This window comes from Pseudomonas sp. RGM2987 (genome assembly GCF_022952855.1).
Classification (GTDB): Bacteria; Pseudomonadota; Gammaproteobacteria; order Pseudomonadales; family Pseudomonadaceae; genus Aquipseudomonas.
Window position 1 is genome coordinate 256,853 of record NZ_JALJDX010000222.1, and the last position, 23,966, is coordinate 280,818.

A 23,966-nucleotide genomic window follows, 5' to 3' on the forward strand; every position below is an offset into this window, starting at 1 on the left:
CTCCCCTATTTCGCCAGCTGGAAAGGGTTTTCTGCCGTTCGGTCATAGTCCACAAGATGGCCGTAATCGAGACGATAGACCCGGTCGGCCACGTCGAAATAGCGGTCATCATGGGTGATTGCGATCACCGTCTTGCCGGCCGCCTTCAACTCCGGTAGCAGCTCGTTGTAGAACACATGGCGGAACACCGGATCCTGGTCTGCCGCCCACTCGTCGAGCAAGAACACTTCCCGGCCTTCCATCATCAGCAACAACAGCGCCAGGCGCTTGCGCTGGCCCTGGGACAACGCCGTGGTCGACAAGCGCCCGGCGGCGAACTGGACTTTATGGGCCAGTCCCAGGCGGTCCAGATAGTGGTCCACCCGATCCTCCAGCCCTTCATGATCGCCCGCCTCGCCCAGCACATCGGCGAACAGATAGAAGTCGGCAAAAATGGCCGCGAAATGCTCGCGATGCCATTCACTGGTGCTGGCATCGAGCACCACGCCATTAAGCGAAACCTTCCCCGAAGTCGGCACATAGAGCCCGGTCAGCAGCTTGGCCAACGTCGATTTACCGCTGCCATTGCCGCCGACAATGAAGATCAATTCCCCGCGACGAATCGACAGGTCGATCGGCCCCAGCTCGAAGGCGAATTCGTCACTCTGCCCCGGATAGCGGTAGCGCACGTTTGACAGGCGCAACTCGCCGAAGGGTTCTGCCGCTTGCGCAGGGGTCTTGAACTGCACCGTCTCGCCCAGCGCCAGGGCATCGATGGCTTGCAAGGCGACATGGCCACGAATGACCGCGGGAATGGCATCCAGGATCATCGAGATCGGCGTGCGCAGGAACATGATCGCCAGCACATAGCCCACCACCACCTGTTGGCTGAGCAACCCAAACCCCTGGCCGAGAAAGAACAGCGTACCGATGAGCACGAACACCAGCAGTGTCGTCCAGTTCAGGTTCACCGCCCATAGGGTGTCGGCACGCACCGACGCATCCAGCGAGGCCCGGGCGATGGGTTCGAGCTTGTGCTCATAGAGCAAGTGCCGGCGTTCCCGGCTCAGGCCCAACTCGCAGCGACCCTGGATGGCAGCCTCGAATTGCTCGGTCAACTGGTCGTCCTGGCGGCGTACGGCCTGCATCAAGGCCTTGACCTTGCGCCCGAGCAACACATCAAGCCCTACCCCCAAGGCAATCACACCGAGGGTCAGGAAGAAGAACGGCAGGCTCAGCCACGCCATGTAGGCAAGCCCGGCCAGCAACAACAGACCGTTGTACAGGGAGATCGGAAGCTGCTTGAACGCCGTGGCAACAGTGGTCACGTCCTTGGTCAGCGCGTTGTAGATACGCGGGCTGCCGAGCCGCTCGATGCGTTCGAGTGCAGTGCCCAACACCTTGCCCACCAGCCGCAGGCGCAACTGGTAAACCAGGCGATGCCCGATCTGCACCAGCAACCATTGCGACGTGATACCACTGAGGAACAACAGGATCAGCAAGCCACCGAACAGCAGCAAACCGCGGCCGATATCATCCAGGCCATGCTCCAGGCTGCGGTTGATGTAGCCGATCAGGCCGATACTGGTGGCCGCGCTCAAGGCGCTGCTCAGGATCGCCAGCAAGATGCGCCATCGAGCGTCATGCAGCAGTTCTTTCAATAGGATCATGGGGCAGACACCACCTTGGCAGAGGTTTCCAACAGTAACGGCAGCAGGCTTTCGACCAGTCGCGGCTCACCGAGCATCTCATGATGACCCACGTCCAGCGTCCACTGGCGAACAGCGTGCCGAGTATACGCTTGCCACGGGGCCCGCAAGTCGGCATGGGCATTGCCGCGCCAGAGCCACAGCGGTACATCGACGGTGGGCAAGGCCTGTTCATACAAACCCATCTTGATCGCCCGATACTGCGCCAATAGCCTGAGCAAATCAGCATCGGCGGCGTCCCATTGCAGATGCGCACGCACCTGGGCGTCGTCGAGCAAGCGGGCAACCCCCTCGGCGTAGTCATGCCCGGCCAACAGGCCTGTCAAACGCTCACGCAGCGACTCACCCATGGGCTGGGCATGGCTGCGGCAGTAGAAAGCGAAGTCGGCAATCAACTGGCCCGCCTCATCGCCCTCACCCGCCAGGCTGCGCTGCGCATCGTGATCGAGGACCACGAGCCCTTCGACGCTAAAGCCGTTGGCTTGAAGATGGGGGATCAGCAGCAACGCCAGTCGCGACGCAAGGCTCCAGCCCAGCAGCACCAACGGGCGCTGTTTCAGTTGAACGGGAATGCTCGCCACGTACTGTTGCAACAACGCCTCCATGTCGCCCTCGCCCCACCCCTTTTCCAGGGCAGCCAGGCCAAAGACGGCGACTTTGCCGTCGAGGTTGTCCAGCAGCGGCTGATACGCCTGCAGATGCCCTTGCGCACCGTGCACCAGCAGCAAGGCCGGCGCATGTTCATCCGCGTCCTGCAAGACTTTCCAGGGGCCGCCGCTCTCGCGGTTGTCCAGCCCTTGGACCAGGTCACGCACGGTATGCCGCTCGAACAATAGGTTGGTCGGCAACTCGAGAGACAGGCGCTCGCGAATCAGCGATACCACTTTGATCGCCGCCAGGGAATGTCCACCGACATTGAAGAAGTGGTCGGTCACGCCCAGTTCGTCAACCCCGAGCACCTCGCACCAGATGGCCAGGACGGCGGTTTCCAGCTCGCCGACAGGTGCCACGCGGGTGCTCTGCAAGCGCTGCCGGGCACGTTCGAGCAGGCTCTTGCGATCCAGCTTGCCATTGCTGTTCAGGGGCAGCGTCCTGAGCGCAAGGATCGCGCTGGGCAGCATGTAGTCCGGTAGCTGGCGAGCCAGGGCGGCGCCCAGATGATCGGTGGTCTGCAACACGGCCTCGTCCCTGACCACGAACGCCAGCAAGCGGGCATGGTCACCTTCACCGTCCAGCAAGACAGCGGCCTGCGCCACGCCCGGCTGGGCCAACAACGCCTGTTCGACTTCCGCCAGCTCCAGGCGGAACCCGCGGATTTTCACCTGCTGATCGTTGCGCCCGAGCACGCGCAGCGCACCATCGGCCTGGCGCAAGGCCAGATCACCGGTGCGATACAGGCGGCTGCCGCTGAGCGGATCGACCCCAAAGGCACTGCTGCCGGCACCGCCCACATAACCGCGCCCGACACTGGCGCCACTGATGCACAACTCCCCGGCCTGGCCGGGAGGCACCGGTCGTTGCTGCTCATCGAGCAGGTGGATACGGTTATCGCCCAAGACTTGATTCAAGGCAATGCCACTCGCGCCCTGATCGATATCGATCGCCCGCCACAACACCCCCACGGTGGTTTCGGTCGGACCGTAATGGTTGTACAGGCGACAGGCTGGTTTGGCCTGGGCCAGACGACTGAGCAAATGCTCACTGACCGGCTCTCCGCCCAGGACCAGGACGCGGCGTGGAAGAACCGCGTCGGTCGCGTGTTCGCCCATCAGGGCCACAAGGTGCGAAGGGACAATCTTGAGCACGTCCAACGGGTAGCGCTCAAGCTCCTCGGCAAATGCCCGCGCATCCGTCACGGTGGACTGCTCCAGCACATGCACGCAACCGCCCTGCAACCAGGCCGGAAACAGCACGGTGTTGCCGAGGTCCGCCAGCAGCGAGGACACCAGCCCATAATGCCCGCCCTCGGGCAACTGCAGCGCGCGGGTCACTTGTGTGACGTAATGGCGCAATTGTCCTTGCTCGATCTGCACACCCTTGGGCTTGCCACTGGTACCCGAGGTATAGAGCACGTAGGCCAGGTCTTGCGCGGTGCCCGGCACCGGCGTATCGAACACCGGCCCGATGGATGCCTGCGACCAGCACAGCGTATCGACCGGGGTATCGGGCAGCAGCCCTTCCAGGTGCAGCAACAGCGCTGGTCGGGCATCCTCGATGATGCCGGCCAGACGCAGCGGTGGTTGTTGCGGATCCAGCGGCAGATAGGCCGCACCGGCCTTGAAGCAGGCCAGCATCGCGATCAACATCTGCGCCCCGCGCGGCAAATACAGGCCGACCACCTGCTCACGGCCGACGCCGGCCTGACGCAGGCTGCCGGCAACACGATCGCTCAGGGCATCGAGTTCGGCATAGGAGAATATCTGCTCGGCATAACGCAGCGCCGGCCGATCCGGTTGTGTCCGCGCGTGTTCACGCAGGGTGGCGACGATATCGAGATCCGGCGCCAGGGCCGGACGGATCGGCACCGCCGACAGTTCCTCGGGCATGTGGCAGTCGACGCCCTGGATGAGGCCGTTGGGCGACCGCACCAATTGCTCGAGCCAATGGCCGAAGCGCTTGAGCAACACCTGCATCTGCTTTTCACGGTACAGCCCATCATCGTAGGCCAGCACCAGTTCCGCGCTGCCCTGGGCGTCGAGTGTCAGCTGCAATTGCAGTTCGACCGGGGTGTCGAAGGACAGGACCTGCACACCTTGCAGCAACGGTGCATGGACAACACGCAGCCCTGCCTGGAAGCTGGCACGCCAGTCGGGCAACAACTGGGCCTGGCCCACATACTCCTGCCAGGCCACCGCGTTTTCCAGTTGCCGTGCCAATGGCCGCGCCAGGTTGATCCAGGTGCTGTGCTCGGACATCCGCACCGTCATCGGCAGGGTCTGCTCGAACAGCCCGAAGGCGCCCGACAGCTCTTCATAGTCATCACGAGGATCGTGCTGCAAACCCAACTGGCCGTCCTGCTGCCCATTGAGCCTGCCCAGCAACGCACCCCAGGCGGCCAGGACCAGCGGCTCGACCGCCAGGCCTTCGCGCTCGGCCAGGGCCTTCAACGCCGCCGGCAGTGTCGGTGCAAGCGTCAGCCGGACCACGGCATGCTTGCCGCTGGCGATGCCATAACGTTCGATCAAACGCATGCCCGGCACTTCCTGCAAGGCCTGGTTACGCCAGAACTGCACGCCCTGCTCGGCATCTTCGTCCAGTTGCAGGCCGTTGATCCATTCGACGTATTCGCCGTACTGCATGGGTTCGGCGTCCAATGGCGCGGCGCGCCCCAGCAATTGTTCCTGCAACTGGATCAGGCTGCGCTGATCCAGCGAATACACCGGCACCGCCAAAAGCAGCCAATCGTCGAGCAGCCAGGCCAACACATCGGGCTGCTCGGTCAGGCAACGCTGCTGGGCGTCGCGCAGCCATGTCTGCTCATTCTGCGTGTCACTCGAGCGCCCCTGACGCCAGTCCAGGCGCAACTCGAAGGGCTCGACCACGCGCTGGCGCAAGCCCGTGGCGCCGACCGGGCGCTGATAGCGCAGGCGCAACGCTTGATGCTGCTGGAGGCCGTCACGCAGGCGCTGCTCGACAATGCCTTCAGGCACGCCGGTCAGTTGCATCCGGACCCAGCGCCAGGCTTGCGGATTGGCCTGGGCCAGTTGCTTTTGTTGGGGTGAAAGCGTGAGTCCGAGGTCCATCATGATTCCAACTCTGCGTGTGTCTGTTCGGTCTGCGCCGGCGCAGCCATCACCTGGTCACGACCATAGATCTCCCCCATGGCCACCACAATCTTGCGCTCGCCCTCGAACGGGTCCCGGGCGTGGGCCGCCATCATGTTATCGAGCATGACCACATCTCCCTGCTGCCAATCGAAACGCACGGCACACCGCTCGTAAGCGGTGTTGATAGCCTCGATAGCCTCCGGTTCAAGTTCCGAACCGTCACCGTAGAACACCTGACGGGGCATCGAGGCTTCACCGTCGCGCAAGAACTGCTCGCGCACGTCAGCATCGAGAAAGGCCGGGTGATAAAGCTGGATCTGATTGAAGAAACTCTCCTCGCCCGTCAAGGGGTGCAGGATGACCGCCGGACACACCTGACGGGTGTGCAGATCGTTGGCCCCGCGCCACTGGAACTCGATGTTGCTCTCACGGCAGATCCGTTCAACGTCGGCCCGCTCTTCAGTCTGGAAGAAATGCTGCCAACTGACATCCAGGCTGGTACTGAAATTACGCACGTACATCAGCTGTTTGCGTCGCAGGTTGGCTTGCAGCCAGGCCGGCAGTTCACGGTAGACCTGACGGCTGTCGACAATCGGGGTCGCGCCACCCGACGTGGCCGGGATCTGGCAGTAAAACCACTGCCGACGCGGCCAGCGATGCTGATGGGCACTCTCGTTGTGGAACAGGATCATCCGGTCCTTGGGATAGGGCGTGGATTTGTAGATGTTCTTGCCACCCTCTTCCTTCGGCAGGTCGCCGTACTGACCATACAGCTGCGGGCACAGGGCCTGGCAGAACGCTTCGAAAGCCGCCGGGGTCGGCAGATCGAAACCTCGGAAGACTATGCCACCGTGGTCGAGCAGCCAGCTTTCGACCTTCTCGCGGTGGGCTTGCGCCCAGATGGCCGGCGCCAGTTCGCGGTCACGCAGTTGAATCGACAAGGGGAACTTGGAGCCTTCGCGCAGCGGTCGGGCTTCGAAGGGCTCGCGAGTGACAGGCGACCCGCTCTGGCGCATCTTGCCCAATTTGCTCATTTTGCGTTGCAGCGGGTTGTCCGTGGACATGGCGGCAGCTCCTCCTGGAGTCTTGATCAGGGTATCGATTGGGTTGTCGGGCGCACCAAGAGCCATGTCCAGCAGCGTTTGGAAGGCATCGCGCAGGCGTTCAACCGTGGCCTGGCGAAACAGGCTGGTGCGATACACCCAACGCAGATTGATTACGTCGCCGTCTTCGCTGGCGAACAGGGCCATGTCGAACTTGGAATGGTGCTGCTCGCCCGTCAGTGGCTCGACCTGCAAGTTGCCGAGCTGGCGTTGTTGGCGCGGCGTGTTATCGAGCACGAACAAGGTCTGCAACAGTGGATGGACATTCGCCACCCGTGGCAGCTCCAGGCATTCGACGACACGTTCGAACGGCGTGTCTTGCCAGGCAAACGCTTGCAGGCAGACTTCCCGGACCTGCTGCGCTTGCTCACGCAAACTCAGCTCCGGTTGCAGGCGGATACGCAAGGCCAGCAGATTGACGAAGAAGCCGATCAGTGACTCGGTGGCGGGATGCTCGCGGTTGGCCACGTCCGTGCCGATGACCAGGTCGCGCCCTTGGGTTTCGCGCTGCAACACGGCGGCGTAACAGGTCAGCAACAGCATGAACGGTGACGTTGCGCTGTCTTGCGCAAACGCCTCCAACCGGCCAACCGTCGTCGCCGGCAACTGGAAGTCCAGCGCCGCCCCGATGCCACTGTCACGCTCCGGGCGTGGAAAATCGAACGGCAGCGGCACTTGCGCGGGAATGCCGGCCAGGGCCTGTCGCCAGAAGTCCAGGCCTTCACGCTGACGCCGCTGTACCGCGGCGGAGCCTTGCCATACCGCGTAGTCGACGTATTGGATCGCCAGCTCATCTTGTGGCGGCAGGACACCTGCGCTGTAGGCCTCGTAACCCTGGATCAGCTCATCGACCAGCACGGCGCCGGACCAGCCGTCCGAAGCAATGTGGTGCATGACCAGTTGCAGCACATGGTCCTGCTCACCTAGACGGTACAGGACCGCCCGCAGCGGTGCCTCGCCGGCGAGGTTGAACGGTCGCAGCGCAACATCGCGGGCAGCGACCGGCCATTGCGCCGCGCTCGACACGATCACTGGCAACGCCACCGACAGCTGTTCGTGGATCCGCTGGTACAACTCGCCGCCACGCTGGTGATAGGTGGTGCGTAAGATCGCATGGCGCTCCACCAGCCGTTGCAATGAACGCTCCAGGGCCTGGCAGTCCAGTGGCCCGCGCAGGCGCACGTTGCTGCTCATGTTGAAGCTGCTGTCAGCCAGATCCAGCTGCTGCATCAACCAGACCCGTTGCTGCGCCGAGGACAAGGGCTGATCAATCTGTCTATCGACGCGAGGGATTTGCAACGAAGCCAGGTCCAGGTGAGGCGCAAGCCCCTCGATGCGCTGCGCCAGGTCCGCCAGCACAGGTGTTTCGAACAGCCAGCGCAACGGCACTTCAAGGCCTTTCTCGCGCAAGCGTGCACGCACTTGGGCCGCCATCAGCGAATGTCCGCCCAACTGGAAAAAGTGCCCATCGGCAGGGATCCGTGGTTGGTTCAACACCGCTCCCCAGACCTCGGCCAGCAATGTCTCGCTGGCCGTCAGCGCACGCTGGACGACGCCAGCACCGCTGACGTCCAACTGCAGCCGTGGCAGTTGCTTGCGATCCACTTTGCCGTTGGTATTGAGGGGCAGTTGTTCCAGCGCCAGCAGATGCGTCGGCAACATGTAGGCCGGCAAACGGGCCTGCAAATAGCTGCGGATCGCGGCTTCGTCAGGTGGGTTAGCGGTACTGGCGACCCAGAAAGCGGCCAGATGCTCGCCCTGCACGGCCACGACCGCCTGCAATAAATCGGGATGACTGAGGAGCACGGCCTCGATTTCCCCCAGCTCGATGCGATAACCGCGCAATTTGATCTGGTCATCGGTGCGGCCCAGGTAATACAGCTGCCCATCGGGCTGCCAACGCGCCAGGTCACCGGTGCGGTACAACCGCCCGCCCTCGCGGTTGAACGGATCGGCAATGAAGCGTTCGGCGGTCAACCCCGGTTGCCCGGCATAACCGCGGGCCAGGCCGTCACCAGCAATATAAAGCTCGCCCACACAGCCGGGCGGCACTTCGCACAGGTGCTCATCCAGGACGTGGCAACGGGTGTTGAGCAACGGCCGGCCAATCGGGGCAACGGGCGATTGCAGGGCATCGATCGGCGTCTGGGTGGACCACACCGTGGTTTCTGTCGGGCCGTAGACGTTGACCAGGTGGGCCACGCATTGCCTGAGCTCGCTCGCCATCTCCGCCGACAGCGCCTCACCACCGGCCAGGGCCACACGCCCGGCCAGTACCTGGCGATCGCCTTGCAGCAGCATCGCCCAGGTGGCCGGTGTGGCCTGGATCAGATCCACGGCCTGGTCCTGAATCAGGTTTGCGAGCAACAGAGGGTCCTGTCGCTCTTCATCATCAGCCAGCACCACCGTGCCGCCGCGCACCAGGGGCAGGCACAGCTCCAGGCCGCAGATGTCGAAGGTCACGGTGGTCAGGGCCAGATAACGTTGCACATTATCCAGCGGCAGCGCCTGCTCCATCGCGAGCAGGAAGTTGGCGAAACTGCCTCGACTGATCTGCACGCCCTTGGGTTGTCCGGTGGAGCCCGAGGTGTAGAGGGTATACGCCAACTGCCCGAGGGTCGTCGCCAGGCCCGGGGCTTTTGTGTATGTGTGCGCCGAAAACTGTGACAACGGCAGGTCTGCCCACAGGCAACTGCGCAGGTGCCCGGGCAAGTCTGCGGACAGCGTGTCACAGAGCAGCAATTGCGGCTGCGCCCGAGTGAGAATCTGCGCCTGCCGTGCCGGTGGATGCGCGGGGTCGAGCGGCAGGTAGCCTGCGCCGGCCTTCTGGATGCCCAACAGGCACACCAGCAACCTTTCGTCTCGCGGCAGGCAGAAGGCGACTGTCGACTCCTGCCCGATGCCCTGCGCCAGCAGCCAATGAGCCAGGCGGTTGGCTTGGGCATCCAGCGCCGCGTAACTCATGCGGCGACCGGCGCAGCACACCGCGATACGCTCAGGGTGAACGGCGGCCTGCACTTCAAAGCGGGTGACAAAATCCGCTTCGCCATCCAGGTTCGCAGGCTTGCCTGCGGTGTCCAGGGTTGCGACTGAGCCCAGGGGGACTTCCAGCAAGCGCTGCGCAGGATCGAGGCTGGCCAGGCTGCTGAGCAAGCCCTGGTAATCTTCCGCCAGTCGTTGGCTGGTGCCGGGATGCACCAGGGCAGTCGCGTACTCGACAATCAAACCGGTGCGCGCATCGGCCCCACGGCCTCGGGTGAACACATTGAACGTCAGGTCGAACTTGGCACTCACCACACCGTCCGGCAGCGCCAGCGGCTCCACGTGGATGCCGGGCAGGCTGAGGCTGCGCGCATCACGGTGGTCAGCCTGATAGTTGAACATCGCCTGGAATACCGGCGTGCGGTCCAGGCTACGTTCGACATTGAGCATGTCCAGCAACTGCTCGAACGGCAGCGCCTGATGGGCCAGATCACGGGTCAACCGCCCGTTCAGATCGTGGATAAAGGATTGCAGGCTTTGCCGCGCATCGATCTGCACCCGGTGCGCCAGCGTGTTGACGAACAAGCCGACCAATGCCTGGCTCTCAGCCGATTCGCGCCCTGCCACGGGCAAGCCAATGGCGAAATCACTGCGCCCGGCATGACGCCAGAGCAGTAGCTGGTAGGCGGCGAAATACAGCACGAAGGGCGTGACACCCATGGCTCTCGCCCGGGCATCGATAGTCGTACTCAACGCGCTGGGGAAGGCAAACTCGGCGCGGGCACCCGCGTACGCCTGCATTGCCGGGCGAGCGCAGTGGTCCGGCAGCTCCAGCGGCTCGTTGCCGAGGCCTTGCAGGCGTTGTTGCCAATAAGCCAGCAACTGGCTGCCCTGCTCTCCTTCCAGGGCTTGCCGCTGCGCTTCGATCAATGGCAATAACCCGGTGGTCGCGGGCGTGGCCTGGTTCTGGTTCTGGTTCTGGTAGAGCCGCGCAAAATCCTCGACCAGCAAGCCCATGGACCAGCCGTCCACGGCAATGTGGTGCACATTGAAGAGCACGCGGTAATCACCCGGCGCCACACAGAACAGGTCGATTGCCAGCAACGGTCCCTGTCCCAGGTCGAAAACGCGCTTGGCAGCAGCGGCGATGGCCGCTACCTGCTGCGGCTCATCCTGGCCGTTGAGGTCATGCACATTGAAAATGGCAGAGGCCGTCTCATCCAGGCGCTGCCAGACCTGCCCTTGTGCTTCGAAGAACCTGCAACGCAGGGCCTCGTGACGCGAGACCAGGGTCTGGCAAGCGCGTTGCAGGCAAGGCACATCCAGCTCACCGCGCAAGGCCAGCAACTGCGTAACGTTGTAGGCGGTCGCGGTCGGATCGAGCTGCTGCATGAACCACACCCGTTGCTGGGCATGGGACAGGGCACGCTGCGGCTGCGAGGCTTCGGTTTCCTGCTTCGGTGCTACGGTCGGCGCGGCTGCACCAGCCAGGATCCCGGCCAGTTGCCGGGCGGTCGGGTTTTCCAGCAATTGCCGGGGCATCAGGCGTAGTTCGGCCTGACGCAGACGCGCGATCAATTGCAGGCTGAGGATCGAATCCCCGCCCTCGGCGAAGAAATCAGCGTCCGGCCCCAGGCCAGGCTGCTCCAGCAATTCGCGAAAGGCCGTGAGTACGGTCAGCAACACCGGGTCCAGCCGAGCGTCGATGCACAGGGCCATGGCCGCCAGGCTGGGGTGTTGCAAGACATCGCGCGGTTGCAGCTTGAGCCCTTCGCGCGAAGCCAGGCCGATCAATTGCAGGCTCAGGATCGAATCGCCGCCCAGGGCAAAAAAATCATCCTCACGCCCGACGTGCGCGCAGCCGAGGACCTGACACCACAACTGCGCCAGGCGCTGTTCCGTGGCACCGCTGGGTGGCCGAGCGGCTGTATCGGCCGACGCCTGCTCGGCCGGTTCCGGCAAGGCACGTCGATCCAGCTTGCCGTTGGCCGTCAGCGGCAACGCCTCCAGCACGCACCAATGACTGGGCACCATGTGTTCCGGCAATTGACGCCTGGCCTCGGCTTGCAGGCTCGCCAACGCGTCGCTCGCCAGGGACGGACTGAGGTACGCCACCAGCTGCGTGCGCCCTTTCACCTCGCAGGCCAGCACCACCCCTTCGCGAACCTGCGGCTGAGCCTTGAGCCAGGCGCTGACTTCCCCCGGCTCGACGCGAAAACCGCGGATCTTGACCTGATCGTCGCCACGCCCGAGGAACACCAGGCGCCCGTTGCGATCCAGGCGAACCCGGTCACCGCTGCGATAAAAGCGTTGGCCTTGGGCCGTGGAGCCAAATACCTTGGCGCTCAATTCAGGTTGGCCGAGATACCCCTGGGCCACCTGAGGACCAGCGATCAGCAACTCGCCGGCGACACCCAGCGGCACCGATACATCGTTGCCGTCGACGATGCGCAGCTGGCAGTCCGATAACGGCTGGCCCAAGGGCAGGTACGGACTCGGGTCCAGCGAGTCGAGCGACTGGATTTCTCCGCAGATCACACCGACCGTGGTTTCCGAGGGTCCGTAGTGGTTGAAGATGCGCAGTTGCGGTGCCAGTTCGCGCACCCGTGCAAACAAGGCGTGATCGAAGCCCTCGCCGCCCAGGATCAATACCTCCCTGGGCAAGACACGTCGGGCATCATCCAGCGCCAGCAAACCGCGCAAGTGCGACGGCGCGATCTTCAGGCAGTCCACCGGTTGCTGGTCAAGAAAGTCAGCCCAGCCTGGCGGGTCGAAGGTCAACGACGCCGGCGGCAGGATCAACGGATCACCGGCATTCAGCGCAGCGAACACGCAGGTCAGCCCCAGGTCCGCCGCTACGGTCGCTAAGGTAGCCCAGCGGCTGCCCGGCCTCGCTTGCAAGCGTTGACCGACCGCACTCGCGTAATGCGCCAGATTGCCGTGGGTGACCAGCACGCCTTTGGGCTGGCCGGTCGAACCGGAGGTATAAATCAGATAGGCCGGCAAGTGGGGCTGGCTGAGGCTCTCGCCCAGGTCCTCAGTGACCTCGGCACGCACGTCAGCGGCACTGAGTATCAGGCGTTCGATTTGGATGCCGGTTTCCGGGGCGTCGGCCAAGGTCACCCACAGGCTCGCACCACTGTCCTGCAATAGCTGCGCAAGTCGCTGTGGTGGCTGCGCCGGGTCGAGAAACAGGCAGACCGCACCTCGTTGCCAGCATGCCAGCGTCGCCAGCAGTTGTTCCGCGCAACGCGGCATGCACAGCGCAACCACTTGCCCCGGACCCACGCCCTGCCCGGCCAGTCGCGAGGCCAGGGCGCGGCTCGCGGCACCGAGCGTGGCGTAGTCGACGGTTTCGTTGGCGCTGCACAGCGCCGCCGCGGTTGGCGTATGCGCTGCCCAATGCAGTACCTGCCGGTCCAACGGCAGGGGTATCGCGCCCAACGCCGGACCACACAGCTCACTCGGCGGCGAAACCAGCGGGAACTCGGCCAGGCGGCGCTGGGGACGACTCGACGCCTCTTCGAGAATCGCCAGCAAGTCGTCCAGCATCTGCTCGACCGTCGCTGCATCGAACAATTCGTCGCTGTATTCCAACTCGCAACGCAGACCTGCGTCAGCGGTCCGCACCAGGCGCAGCGTGAGGTCGAAGCGTGCGTGACGCTGCGGCGGATCCAGAACTTCAACCGCGACACCCGGCAATACCAGGGTGCGGCTTTCGGGCAAGTCCACCTGGACGAACATGACTTGGAACAGCGGACTCAAACGTGAGCGCTCAAGGCTCTCGAGCACCTTTTCAAAAGGCAGCAGCTGATGATCGAAGGCGGCTGCGACGGTGTCACGGGTGCGCAGCAGCGCGCTGGCGAAGTCCGGGTTGTCGTGCAGGCGCTGACGGATCACCAAGGTGTTGAGCAAGGGCCCGATCAGCGGCACCAGCTCCGGGCGATCACGGTGCGCGACCGAGGTGCCCAGGCATAAGTCGCTCTCGCCGCTGTAGCGCGACAGCAGGCAGCTGAAAGCCGTCAGACCGTAGATGTACAGCGTCACCCCGTGATTACGAATAGCTGCCTCGACCGCTGTCGTCAGTCGCGGTGACAGCGTGCGGGCCAGCACCGCGCCGCTGTGGCGGCGTTGCGCGGGCGCCGGACGTGACCGATCCAGGGGCAACGCCAATGGTGCGGGCGCATCGACCAACTGTGCACGCCAGAAATCGATGTGCTGGCGGCAGCTTTCACTGTCCAGCCACTCCTGTTCCCAAGCGGCGTAGTCGGCGTACTGGATGCTCAGTTCGGGCTGCCGGGCAGGCTCATCCACTGCCAGCGCCCGGTACGCCTCGGCCAGCTCAAGGGTCAGTTGCTGGGCCGACCAGGCGTCGTAGGCCACATGATGAATGGTGAAGAATAGCCAGGTCGATTGCTCCTGCGCATCGCTGAACGCTTGCCAGCGCCAAGGTGCCGACTGGCTGAGGTCAAAGGGTTCTGCCAGTTGCCGGGCGTACTCATCGGCGCACCATTGCTCATATTCGCCGGCAGCCAGGCTTAATCGTTCGACGGTTGGCCGAATGACCTTTTGCGGCTCGCAATGGGACTGCAACTGTCCATTCGGGTCGGTCGTATAACGGGTGCGCAATATCTGGTGACGGTCGCTCAACTGCTGCATGGCCTGCTGCAAGCGCTCGCCATCGAGGCGACCATCGAAACGCAGCACCGAGCACAGATTGTAAAGCGCACGACTGCTCAGGGCCTCCGCCGACAGGAAACGCCGCTGCGCCTGCGCCAGCGGCAAGCACCCCGCTTCAGCGAACACGGCGGGTACGATCGGCAGGCGCCAGCTATCGATACCCTTCTCGGCCAGGCGCTGGCGAAAGATCTTTTTCTTGTCCGCGGGCAAGGAAGCCAGCCGCTGCGCAATCTCCAGGAACGCTTGTTGCGTCATCGCACTCATCCTTACTCTTCCATCTCTGATAACAGGCGCTGCATTTCGTCCAGGGCCTGGTCCGTCGACGGCCCCTGGGGTTTCTCGATCTGCTCGGCAAGACCGGCAATCGTCGGGTTGTGGAACAGGCTGCGCAGCTCGATCCTGACGCCGAAACGGCTCTCGACCTGGGTCATCAAGCGCATCGCCAGCAGCGAATGCCCTCCCAGCTCGAAGAAACTGTTGAACACCCCAACCTGCGGCAACTCCAGCAGGTCCTGCCAGATCTCGGCCAGTTGCTGCTCAAGCTCAGTGCGCGGCGCCACGCCCTGGATCGTGACCGGTTGCGGCGCCGGCAAAGCCTTGCGGTCGATCTTGCCGTTGGCATTGAGGGCCAGGCGTGGCTGGATAATGAAACCCGCCGGGATCATATAGCCCGGCAACAGGCCTTCCAGATGCCGACGCAGTTCTGCCTGGTCAACGGGGCTCGGCGCTTGCAGCCAGGCGAACAGGCTCTGACTGCGCGAGTCGATCATCACCACCGCCTCCTCCACGCCCGGATAACGACGCAACAGCGATTCGATCTCGCCGGGCTCGATGCGGAACCCGCGCACCTTGACCTGGAAATCGCTGCGTCCGACGTAGGCCAGTCGTCCGTCATCGCGCCGGCGTACCAAGTCGCCGGTGCGATACATGCGGCTGCCAGGTTCACTGGCATACGGGTCGGGCAGATAGACCGCTGCCGTGGTGGCGGCGGCATGCTGGTAACCACGGGTCACCCCGGCGCCGGCGATATAGAGTTCACCCGTAGTGCCCAGTGGCACCGGGCGCAGCATTTCATCGAGCACATAGCAACGCGTGTTGAGCAGCGGCGAGCCGATATCGGCCACGCCAGACGGCACGTCTTGCAGCGCCTGCGTCGTCGACCAGACCGTGGTTTCGGTCGGGCCATAGGCGTTGATCAGCACCACGCCGCGGCTGCGCAGCTCCGTCACCAGCTCAGCGGGCACCGCCTCACCACCGATCAACCCGCGCACAGGCGGCCAGTCGGCCTGCGCGGTTTCCAGCAGGATCTGCCAGCCGGCGGGAGTCGCCTGGAACACGGTCGCGCGGCGAAGCAAGGCAAACAGCCGGTGACCATCGACGACCTGCTCGCGACGGGCCAGCAGGATGGCCGCGCCATTGACCAGCGGCAGGAACAGCTCCGGCTTGCACATATCGAACGCGTAAGTGGTGCTGGCCAGCCAGACATCCGCAGCACCCAATGGCAATTGCCGATCAAGAGCGACCAGCAGGTTGCCCAGGTTCCCACGGGTGACCTGTACGCCTTTGGGTGTGCCGGTCGAGCCCGAGGTGTAGATCACATAGGCGCGTTGCTCCGGGTGGGTCGTCAACATCGGGTTGTCGGTGCTGCATGCCTCCAGCGACAACTGATCGAGCCAGACGCTGTCGACACCGTCGAGGACATCGCCGCACAGGCTTTCGCTGAGCACCAGGGCCGGACGGGCGTGCTCGATGATGAAGCGCAGGCGATCCGCCGGGTGTTGTGGGTCCAGCGGCAGGTATGCCGCGCCGGCTTTGTGAATGGCCAGCAGTGTCGGCAACAACCAGCGGCCCCGGGTCAGACAGACGGCAATCAGGTCGTCCGTGCCGACGCCCTGTGTACGCAACCAATGGGCCAGGCGATTACTGAGGGCGTTGAGCTGGGCATAGCTCAGTTGCTGATCCTGACAGTCGACCGCCAACGCATCGGGCGTCAGTGCCACTTGGCGTTCGAAACGGGCAATCAGGTCCGCTTCGCGGGGCAAGGCCTCGGCCGTCTGGTTCCAGGGCCGCAGGGCCAGGGCATGATCGGTATTGGCCAGGTCGATGTCCCAGAGGCGCGCCTGGGTGTTTTCCAGCGTGCCCTCGAGCAGATGCAGGTATTCGTCCGCATAGCGTTGCGCCGTGCGGTCCAAGAACAGGTCGGTGTTGTATTCCAGCACGCATTGCCAGTCATCACCGTACTGCTCGATGTGCAAGCCGATATCCACCAGGGCGCTGTCGCTTTCCACGTCCAGCCGCTGCATCGGCAGACCGGCGAAACGCTGCTCGCCCGTTGCTGCATCGCGCTGGATCAGGTTGAACAACGCCTGGAACAGCGGGGTGTGGCTGAGGTCGCGGCGCACATTCAACGCTTCTACCAATCGTTCGAAAGGCACGTCCGCATGCTGCTGGGCAGCCAGGTGATTGGCTTGCAGTTGCTGCCAGAACTGTTCGACCGGCTGCTGGGCATCGATGTGGCTGCGCAGCACCTGGGTGGTCGCGAAGTAGCCGATCAGGTTATCGGTGTGAGCCTGGTGGCGATGGGCGACCGGCAGGCCGATCCAGATTTCACGCTGGCCCGAGTGCCTGGCCAGGAGGATTTTCCAAGCGGCCAGCAATGGCGCGAACGCGGTCAGCCCGTGGCGTTGCGCGGTGTCACGCAGACGCTGGACCAGCGTGGCCGGCAGGCTGAAGCGCAGGCGCTGGCCGTTGTAACCTTGTTCGGCGGGACGAGGCCTGTCGGTGGGCAGGTTCAGCACCGGCGGCTCCCCTTCCAGGGTTTGCCGCCAGTATTCAAGCTGCGATTCGATACGCGCCTGCCCTGCCGGACTTTGCCAACTGGCGGCGATGTCCGGGAACTGCAGCGGCAGTGGCGGCAGGCTAGCGCTGCGCTCTTCCAGCAATGCCTGATAGATCAGTTGCAGCTCATTGAAGAAAATCTCCAGCGAACGGGCATCGGCGATGATGTGGTGCAAGGTGACCTGCAGCACACAGAGGTTCTGGCCCTGATACACACGCACCCGCCACAGCGGCGGCGCCGACAGGTCAAAGGGACGTTGCGCTTCCTGACTCAGTTTCTGCGCGAAACCTGGGGACTGCTCGTCCATCTCCAGTGGCTCGACGCTCAACGGCACCGTCGTGGACGCCTCGACAGACTGCCGCGCCCCATCGGACGTTTCGCTGAACACCGTGCGCAGGCTGTGCTGGCGATTGCTCAGCTGCGTCAGCGCCTGCTCCAGCAATGACGGTTGCAGCGTCCCTCCCAGACGCAGGGCGAGGGACAGGTGGTAGGCCTGGGTATCCCCTTGCAGGCGATCCAAGAACCACAGGCGCTGCTGAGTGAAATGCAGCGGTGCCAGGCGTTCCTTGGAGGGACGCAGGATGCCCTCGGCTTCAACATTCGCCGCCGCCACCTGCGCCGCAAAATCGCGCAGCACCGGCTGCTCGAACAGCGTGCGCAATGGCAGGCGCCGGCCATGCTGTTCGGCAATCCGCGCCACCAGCCGCGCCGCCAGCAATGAATGGCCACCCAGGGCGAAGAAATTGTCGTGGGCGCCAATGTCGGTGCAGCCCAGCAGTTCCTCCCAGAGCCTGGCCACCTCCCGCTCCCACTCGCTCGAAAGCGTGCCGCGCTGTCCGTCGCGTTGTTGCGGTGCCGGCAGTGCCTTGCGGTCAACCTTGCCACTCGGGCTCAACGGCAGGGTGTCCAGGCGAACGAACTGGCTCGGCAGCATGTAGTCCGGCAGTTGCGCGGCGAGCGCCCCGCGCAGCATCGTTTCATCCAACTCGTCGCCTGCGTAGTAACCCACCAGGCTCGCGGTTTCACCGCTGCCCAGTAGCACGACAGCCGCTTCGCGAACCCCGGGGATGCGCGCCAGCAGCGCTTCGATTTCACCCAGCTCGATCCGGAAACCGCGCAGCTTGACCTGGAAATCCAGCCGTCCCAGGTAGTCCAGGCTGCCATGGCTGTTGCGTCGGACCCGGTCACCCGTGCGGTACATGCGCGCACCTGGCACGAACGGATCCGGCAGGAACGCCGCCGCGGTCAGTCGTGCTGCCGCGAAGTAGCCCCGACCTAGGCTCGCCCCGGCCAGGTACAGTTCACCGGGCACCCCGGCGGCCACCGGCTGCAAGTCGGCATCGAGGACATACGCGGCGGTATTGGCGACCGGATGCCCGATCGGCACCTCCACACCAACACCCTCGTCACCGCTGCGTACTTCAAAGGTGCTGTAGACCGTCGCTTCCGTCGGCCCGTAACCGTTGATGACCCGGGCGCCCCTGCCCTCGATGGCTTCGGCCAGCGCACAGGGCAAGGCCTCTCCGCCGGAAATCGCACGCACGCCCTGCCAGCTGCGCGAGGTATGCGCCACCAGCATTCGCCAGGTCGCGGGCGTGGCCTGCATGATCGTCGGCTGGCCGGTCATCAACAGTTGATCGATCGCCTGGGGATCACGCGCCTGTTCGCGGTCGGCCAACAGGATGCTGGCGCCGTGTGCCAGCGGCAGCAGCAGTTCGACGATGGCAATATCAAAGGTCGCGGTGGTCAATGCCAGGACCCGGTCCCGAGCCGTCATGGGCACAGCCTGCTCCACGGCCAGCAACAGGTTCATCAGGTTGCCACGGCTGATTGCCACGCCCTTGGGCTGACCGGTGGAGCCGGAGGTATACAACACGTAGGCGAGCTGATCCTGAGCCACTACCGCAGCCGTGTAGCGGTCGGTGGTGCTCAGGGCATCGATGTCCAGCAACGCCACGCCACTGTTCCACTGCGCCAATAGCGCCAGGCTCGCGCCGGTGCCCAGGCACAGCTTGGGTTGCGCCGCCTCGAGGATGTAGCGGCCACGTTCCGGCGGGGTGTCCTCGGCCAACGGCACGTAGGCAGCACCGGCCTTGAGAATCGCCAGCATCGCCATCGGCAGGCGAGCGTCGCGGGGCAGGCTGAGGGCTACTCGATCCTCGATGCCAACGCCATGGGCTTGCAGGGCCGCCGCCAATCGCTCGGCAGCCTGGTCCAGCTCGGCGTAGCTCAGGCGCTCATCACCGGCCATTATCGCCGTCGCGTCAGGTTGACGGGCGACCTGACGCACAAAGGCCTGGAGAATATCCTGATGCCCCGTGACGCCGGGTCCTTCGATCCGGGCCAGGGGGTTCTCGGCAGACTGCCAGGCCAGTTCACCCAATGCGCCCTCTGGATGCTCGATCAACGCATCGAGCATCGCCAGGTACTGCTCGGCCATCGCTTGGGCGGTCTCTTCGCGGAACAGGTCGCTGCTGTATTGCAGGCTCAGGCTGATGCCGTGCTCGCTGTCACGCACATCCAGGTGCAGATCACACAAGGCGCTGTCCGGACGATTGTCCAACGGCTCGGCGATCACATCGGTCAATTCAAAACGCTCCAGGGCATTGCCCGGGAAGTAGTTGAACATGGCCTGGAACAATGGGTTGTAGCTCACCTGCCGGACCACGCCGAGTTGCTCGATCAGGTAATCGAATGGCAAGTCCTGATGGGATTGAACCGACACGGACAGCGCTTGCAGCTCGCTCATCAGTTGCAGCAGGCTGCGCTCGCCGGAAAGCTTGTTGCGATACACCAGCGTGTTGACGAAGCAACCGACCAGGGGCTGGAGTACCCCGTGGTGCCGGTTGGCCACGGGAACGCCGACCAGGATGTCATCCGCGCCGCCGCGACTGCGCAACAGCAACTGGAACGCGGTGAGCATCGGGATGAAATTGCTCCAGCCGTGGCGGGCACTGAATGCGCGCAAGCGTGCCGTCAGGGCTTCGGACAAGCGCCGTTCGACACGCCCACCGGCCTGGCTCGCCTGGGCGGGACGGGGAAAGTCAGCCGCCAGCTCCAGCACCGGCAGCTCGCCAGCCAACTGCTCGCGCCAGAACGCCAGTTCCTGTTCGCACGCCTTGCTGCTCATCCATTGGTGTTGCCAGAGGGCATAGTCGGCGTACTGCATCGACGGCGCCGGCAGCGCTGTCGCCAGCCCTTGCCGCAGGTTGCGGTACTGCTTGCACACCTCATCGATGATCAACTGCAAGGACCAGCCATCGGCGACGATGTGATGGCAGTTCAACGACAAGACAAAGGCATCCGGGGCCAGCCGATAGAGCCTGGCGCGCAGCAACGGAGCCGTTTCCAGCGCGAACGGCGTCATTGCATCCTGACGCAGCAGCTCGTGCAGCGTTTCTTCGTCCTGCACGTCGACCAAGGGCAACTCAAGCTCAGTGCGGGCCAGGATCAGCTGGCTCGGCCCTTCGGCTTGGTTGATGAATCCGGTGCGCAGCACTTCGTGCCGATCCACCACAGCCTGCAGCGCAGCCCGCAGGTCGGCGATGTGCAACTCGCCGGTCAAGCGAACGGCGCCTGCCAGGTTATAGGCGGGGCTGTGGGGATCCAGCTGTTGCAGAAACCACAGACGTTGCTGGGCAAACGACAGCGGCAGCTTGTCAGGGCGCGGCAACAGCGTTGGCGACGCTTTCACAGTGCCAGCCTGGTTTTCCAGCCAATCGGCCATGGCGGCGATGGTCGGGCGTTCGAAGACCACGCGCAGGGGCAAATCCTTGCCAGTGAGTTTGCCGATCAGGCCAATCAGTTGAGTGGCCAGCAGCGAATGACCGCCCAGCTCGAAGAAGTTGTCCTCGACACCCACCTGGCCGAGCCCCAGCACGCTCTGCCACGCCTCGACCATCTGGCTTTGCAGCTCGCTGCTGGGCGCAACGTAGCGGGCCTGGCTCTGCGCGGCAAAATCCGGGGCGGGCAAGGATTTTCGATCGATCTTGCCGTTGCCATTGAGCGGGAAGCGCTCCAGGAACACAAATGCGCCGGGCGTCATGTAGGGTGGGAGATGGCCCAGGACATGCTCGCGCAAGGCCTCGATACTCACGTGTGCATCGCCCACCACATAGGCCACCAGCACCTTGGCGCGTTGCTGATCGTCACGGGCGACGACCACGGCTTCCCGGACGCCGGGGTAATGGCTCAGGCAGGCTTCGATTTCGTCCAGTTCAATGCGATGCCCGCGGATCTTGACCTGATGGTCGGTACGGCCAACGTATTCAAGATCGCCGTTGGGCAGGAAGCGCGCCAGGTCACCGGTGCGATAGAGACGCGAACCGTCGTTGGCAATCGGGTCCGGCAGGAACACCGCCGCCGTGCGCGCCGGGTCTGCCATGTAGCCGCGTCCGACGCCGACACCGGCGACGAAAATCTCCCCCACCGCACCGGCCGGTATGGGTTGCAGGTCGGCGTCGAGCAGGTACAAGCGGTTGTTCAGGGTGGCGCGGCCGATGGGCACGTTGATGCGTTGTTCCGGCAGACGTTCGAGCAACGGATGGAACGCGACATCATCGGAGCATTCGGCGGGCCCATAGGCGTTCATCAGCGGAATGGCGGGATAGCGGTCGAACCAGCGACGCGCCAGGGCCGGCGTCAGCGCCTCGCCGGTGGCCAGCACCCAGCGCAGTGGCGAGTGCTCGAGCCCCGCGTCGAGCAGGCTCTGCATCAGCGACGGCACGGCTTCGAGGATACTGATGCCGTGCCGTTCGATGGCCGCCGCCAGCGCATCGGGATCCTGCGCGATGCAATCGCCGAGGATCACCGTGCGTGCCCCCAGCACCAGGCCGGCCAGGGTTTGCCAGACAGAAATGTCGAAGCATTGCGGCGCGGTCTGGGCAATCACATCGGACGCATCGAGCCCCAGCCCCGGCAGTTTGCCGAGGATGTTGTTGAGCATGCCCGCGTGCGCCACCATGGCCCCTTTGGGCGTGCCGGTGGAGCCGGACGTGAAGATGCAATAGGCCAACGAAAGGTCGTGGACCGCAAGGTCCAGGTCTTCATCGCTGTAGCTGTTCAATACCGCAGGATCGTAGAGCACAGCCTTGGGAGGCTGTTCGAGCAGCTCCACCGCCTCCAGCGCCAGCTCGCCGAGCCCCGCACTGTGAACCAGCAACGGCGTTCGGCTCTGGCGCAGGACCTGGGCCAAGCGCTGAGGTGGATTGCGTGGGTCTAGCGGCAGCCAACCGGCACCGGCCTTGAGGGTGGCAAGGATCATCACCACCAGGTCCAGGCCACGCTCGTCGAACACCGCGATCAAGTCGCCGGCGTTGACACCCTGGGCGCGCAAATGCCGAGCCAGACGGTTGGCGGCGCGGTTCACCTGATCGAACGTCAGGCTTTGGTCGCCGTGAACCATGGCAATGCGCTCGGGCGTCAGGCGAACCTGTTGCTGCAATCGCTCGATGTACAAGGGTTGCAGCAGCTGTTCGTCGGCCGCCAGGCCTCCACCGGCCCAGACCTGATGCTGGTGCGCGATTTCGCGCTCATCGAGCATCGCCAGGTGGTGCAGCGGTGTCTCTGGATGAGTCTGCAAGGCCGCACCGATGTTCAGCAGCAACGTGCGGAAGTGACGCAGCATCTGCTCGATTTCTTCGCGCAGGAACCAGTCGGTCTGATAGGTCAATTGCAGGTGCAGGCGCTCACCCGGAACGATCACCACCGTGATGGGGTAGTTGGTGTGGGTGCGGTTGGCCATGTCGCTGATCAGGTAGTCCAGTTGCCCCTGACGCAAGTCGGCGGCAATGGGCGCGTTCTCGAACACGAACAGGCTCTGGAACAGGTCCTGGCGCTGCACTTCGCTCCAGCGCTGGATCTCGGCCAGGGACACGCTTTCGTGTTCGCGCAGGCTCAGGTTCTCGGTCTGCAAGGCCTTCAGCCATGGACCCAACGCGTCATCCGGGCGCATGCTCCAGCGCAGTGGCAGGCTGTTGATGAACAGGCCGACGATACTTTCCATACCTTGCAGGTGAACCGGCCGACCGGCGACCGTGATACCGAATACCAGGTCGCGATCCCCGCTGTAGCGCGCCAACAGCAAAGCCCAGGCCCCCTGCACCAGCGTGTTCAGGGTAATGCCGTGCCGGGCCGCCGCGCTTTGCAGGGCGAGGGTCTGCTCGAGCGCCAGGTGTTCGACGCAGTCTTCAACGGGCTCCGCGGCCCCCTGGATCCGGCCGACATGCCCGAAGCCAAACTCGTTGGGGGTGTCGAACCCCGCCAGGCGCTGCTGCCAGAACGCCTGGTGGTCCTGCGGCTTCTGGGTTTCCAGCCAGCGAATGAAATCGCGATACGGACGCGGCGCCGGCAGATTCAGGCGCCGGCCTTCCTGGGCGGCACGGTAGCCGTTGAGGAAGTCCATCATGATGATCGAGAAGCACCACGCGTCCATCAGGATGTGGTGGTAGCTGCGCACGAATTGATAGGTGTCGGGCGCCAATTTGTACAGCCTGACCCGCATCAGGGGCGCCTTGGTAAAGTCCAGTCCCTGGGCCCGCTCTTCACTGAGCAGGTGCTCCAGGCGCTCCTGTTGCTCGCCTTCGCTCAGGTGCGACCAGTCCTCATAAGTGATCGGCAATTCGACCTGTTTGTGCACGACTTGCATCGGACGCTTTTGCTGCTTCCAGACAAAGGAGGTGCGCAGCAATTCATGGCGCTCCACCACCTGCGCCCAGGCCTGACGGAACGCTGCCAGGTCGAGATTCGGCATGACCATGACATGACGGTATTGCAGCAGGTACATGCCCTTGCCAGGGTACAAGAGACTGTGGAACAGCAATCCCTGCTGCATGGGTGCCAGCGGATAAATCGCTTCGATATTGCGCGAAAGTGCTTTGACCTTGTCGTTCATGCTGACGGTATCCGA

Annotated in this window: 4 protein-coding genes; all 4 read right to left on the reverse strand. The window is 64.0% G+C overall.

The genetic code is table 11. The features are described from left to right. Positions 1-5: 5 nt before the first annotated feature. From RGM2987_RS27350 to RGM2987_RS27365, 4 genes are read right to left on the reverse strand one after another with little or no spacing between them, the layout of a single operon-like run. A complete protein-coding gene (locus tag RGM2987_RS27350) occupies positions 6-1,649 on the reverse strand; it encodes a cyclic peptide export ABC transporter (protein ID WP_245146088.1) in 1,644 nt (547 codons plus the stop codon). Beyond that, positions 1,646-5,434 carry a non-ribosomal peptide synthetase gene (locus tag RGM2987_RS27355; RefSeq protein WP_245146090.1) on the reverse strand — a complete coding sequence of 1,263 codons (3,789 nt, stop codon included), beginning with the start codon at positions 5,432-5,434 and terminating at the stop codon, positions 1,646-1,648. The genes RGM2987_RS27350 and RGM2987_RS27355 overlap by 4 nt, the downstream gene beginning before the upstream one ends. After that, on the reverse strand, positions 5,431-14,484 hold the full coding sequence (locus RGM2987_RS27360; RefSeq protein WP_245146092.1) for a non-ribosomal peptide synthetase: 9,054 nt from the start codon (positions 14,482-14,484) through the stop codon (positions 5,431-5,433). Before RGM2987_RS27360 ends, RGM2987_RS27355 begins: the two co-directional genes overlap by 4 nt. A gap of 2 nt (positions 14,485-14,486) precedes the next feature. Continuing rightward, positions 14,487-23,951: a non-ribosomal peptide synthetase gene (locus RGM2987_RS27365; RefSeq protein WP_245146097.1), complete on the reverse strand. Its 9,465-nt coding sequence runs from the start codon at positions 23,949-23,951 to the stop codon at positions 14,487-14,489. Positions 23,952-23,966 lie beyond the last annotated feature (15 nt).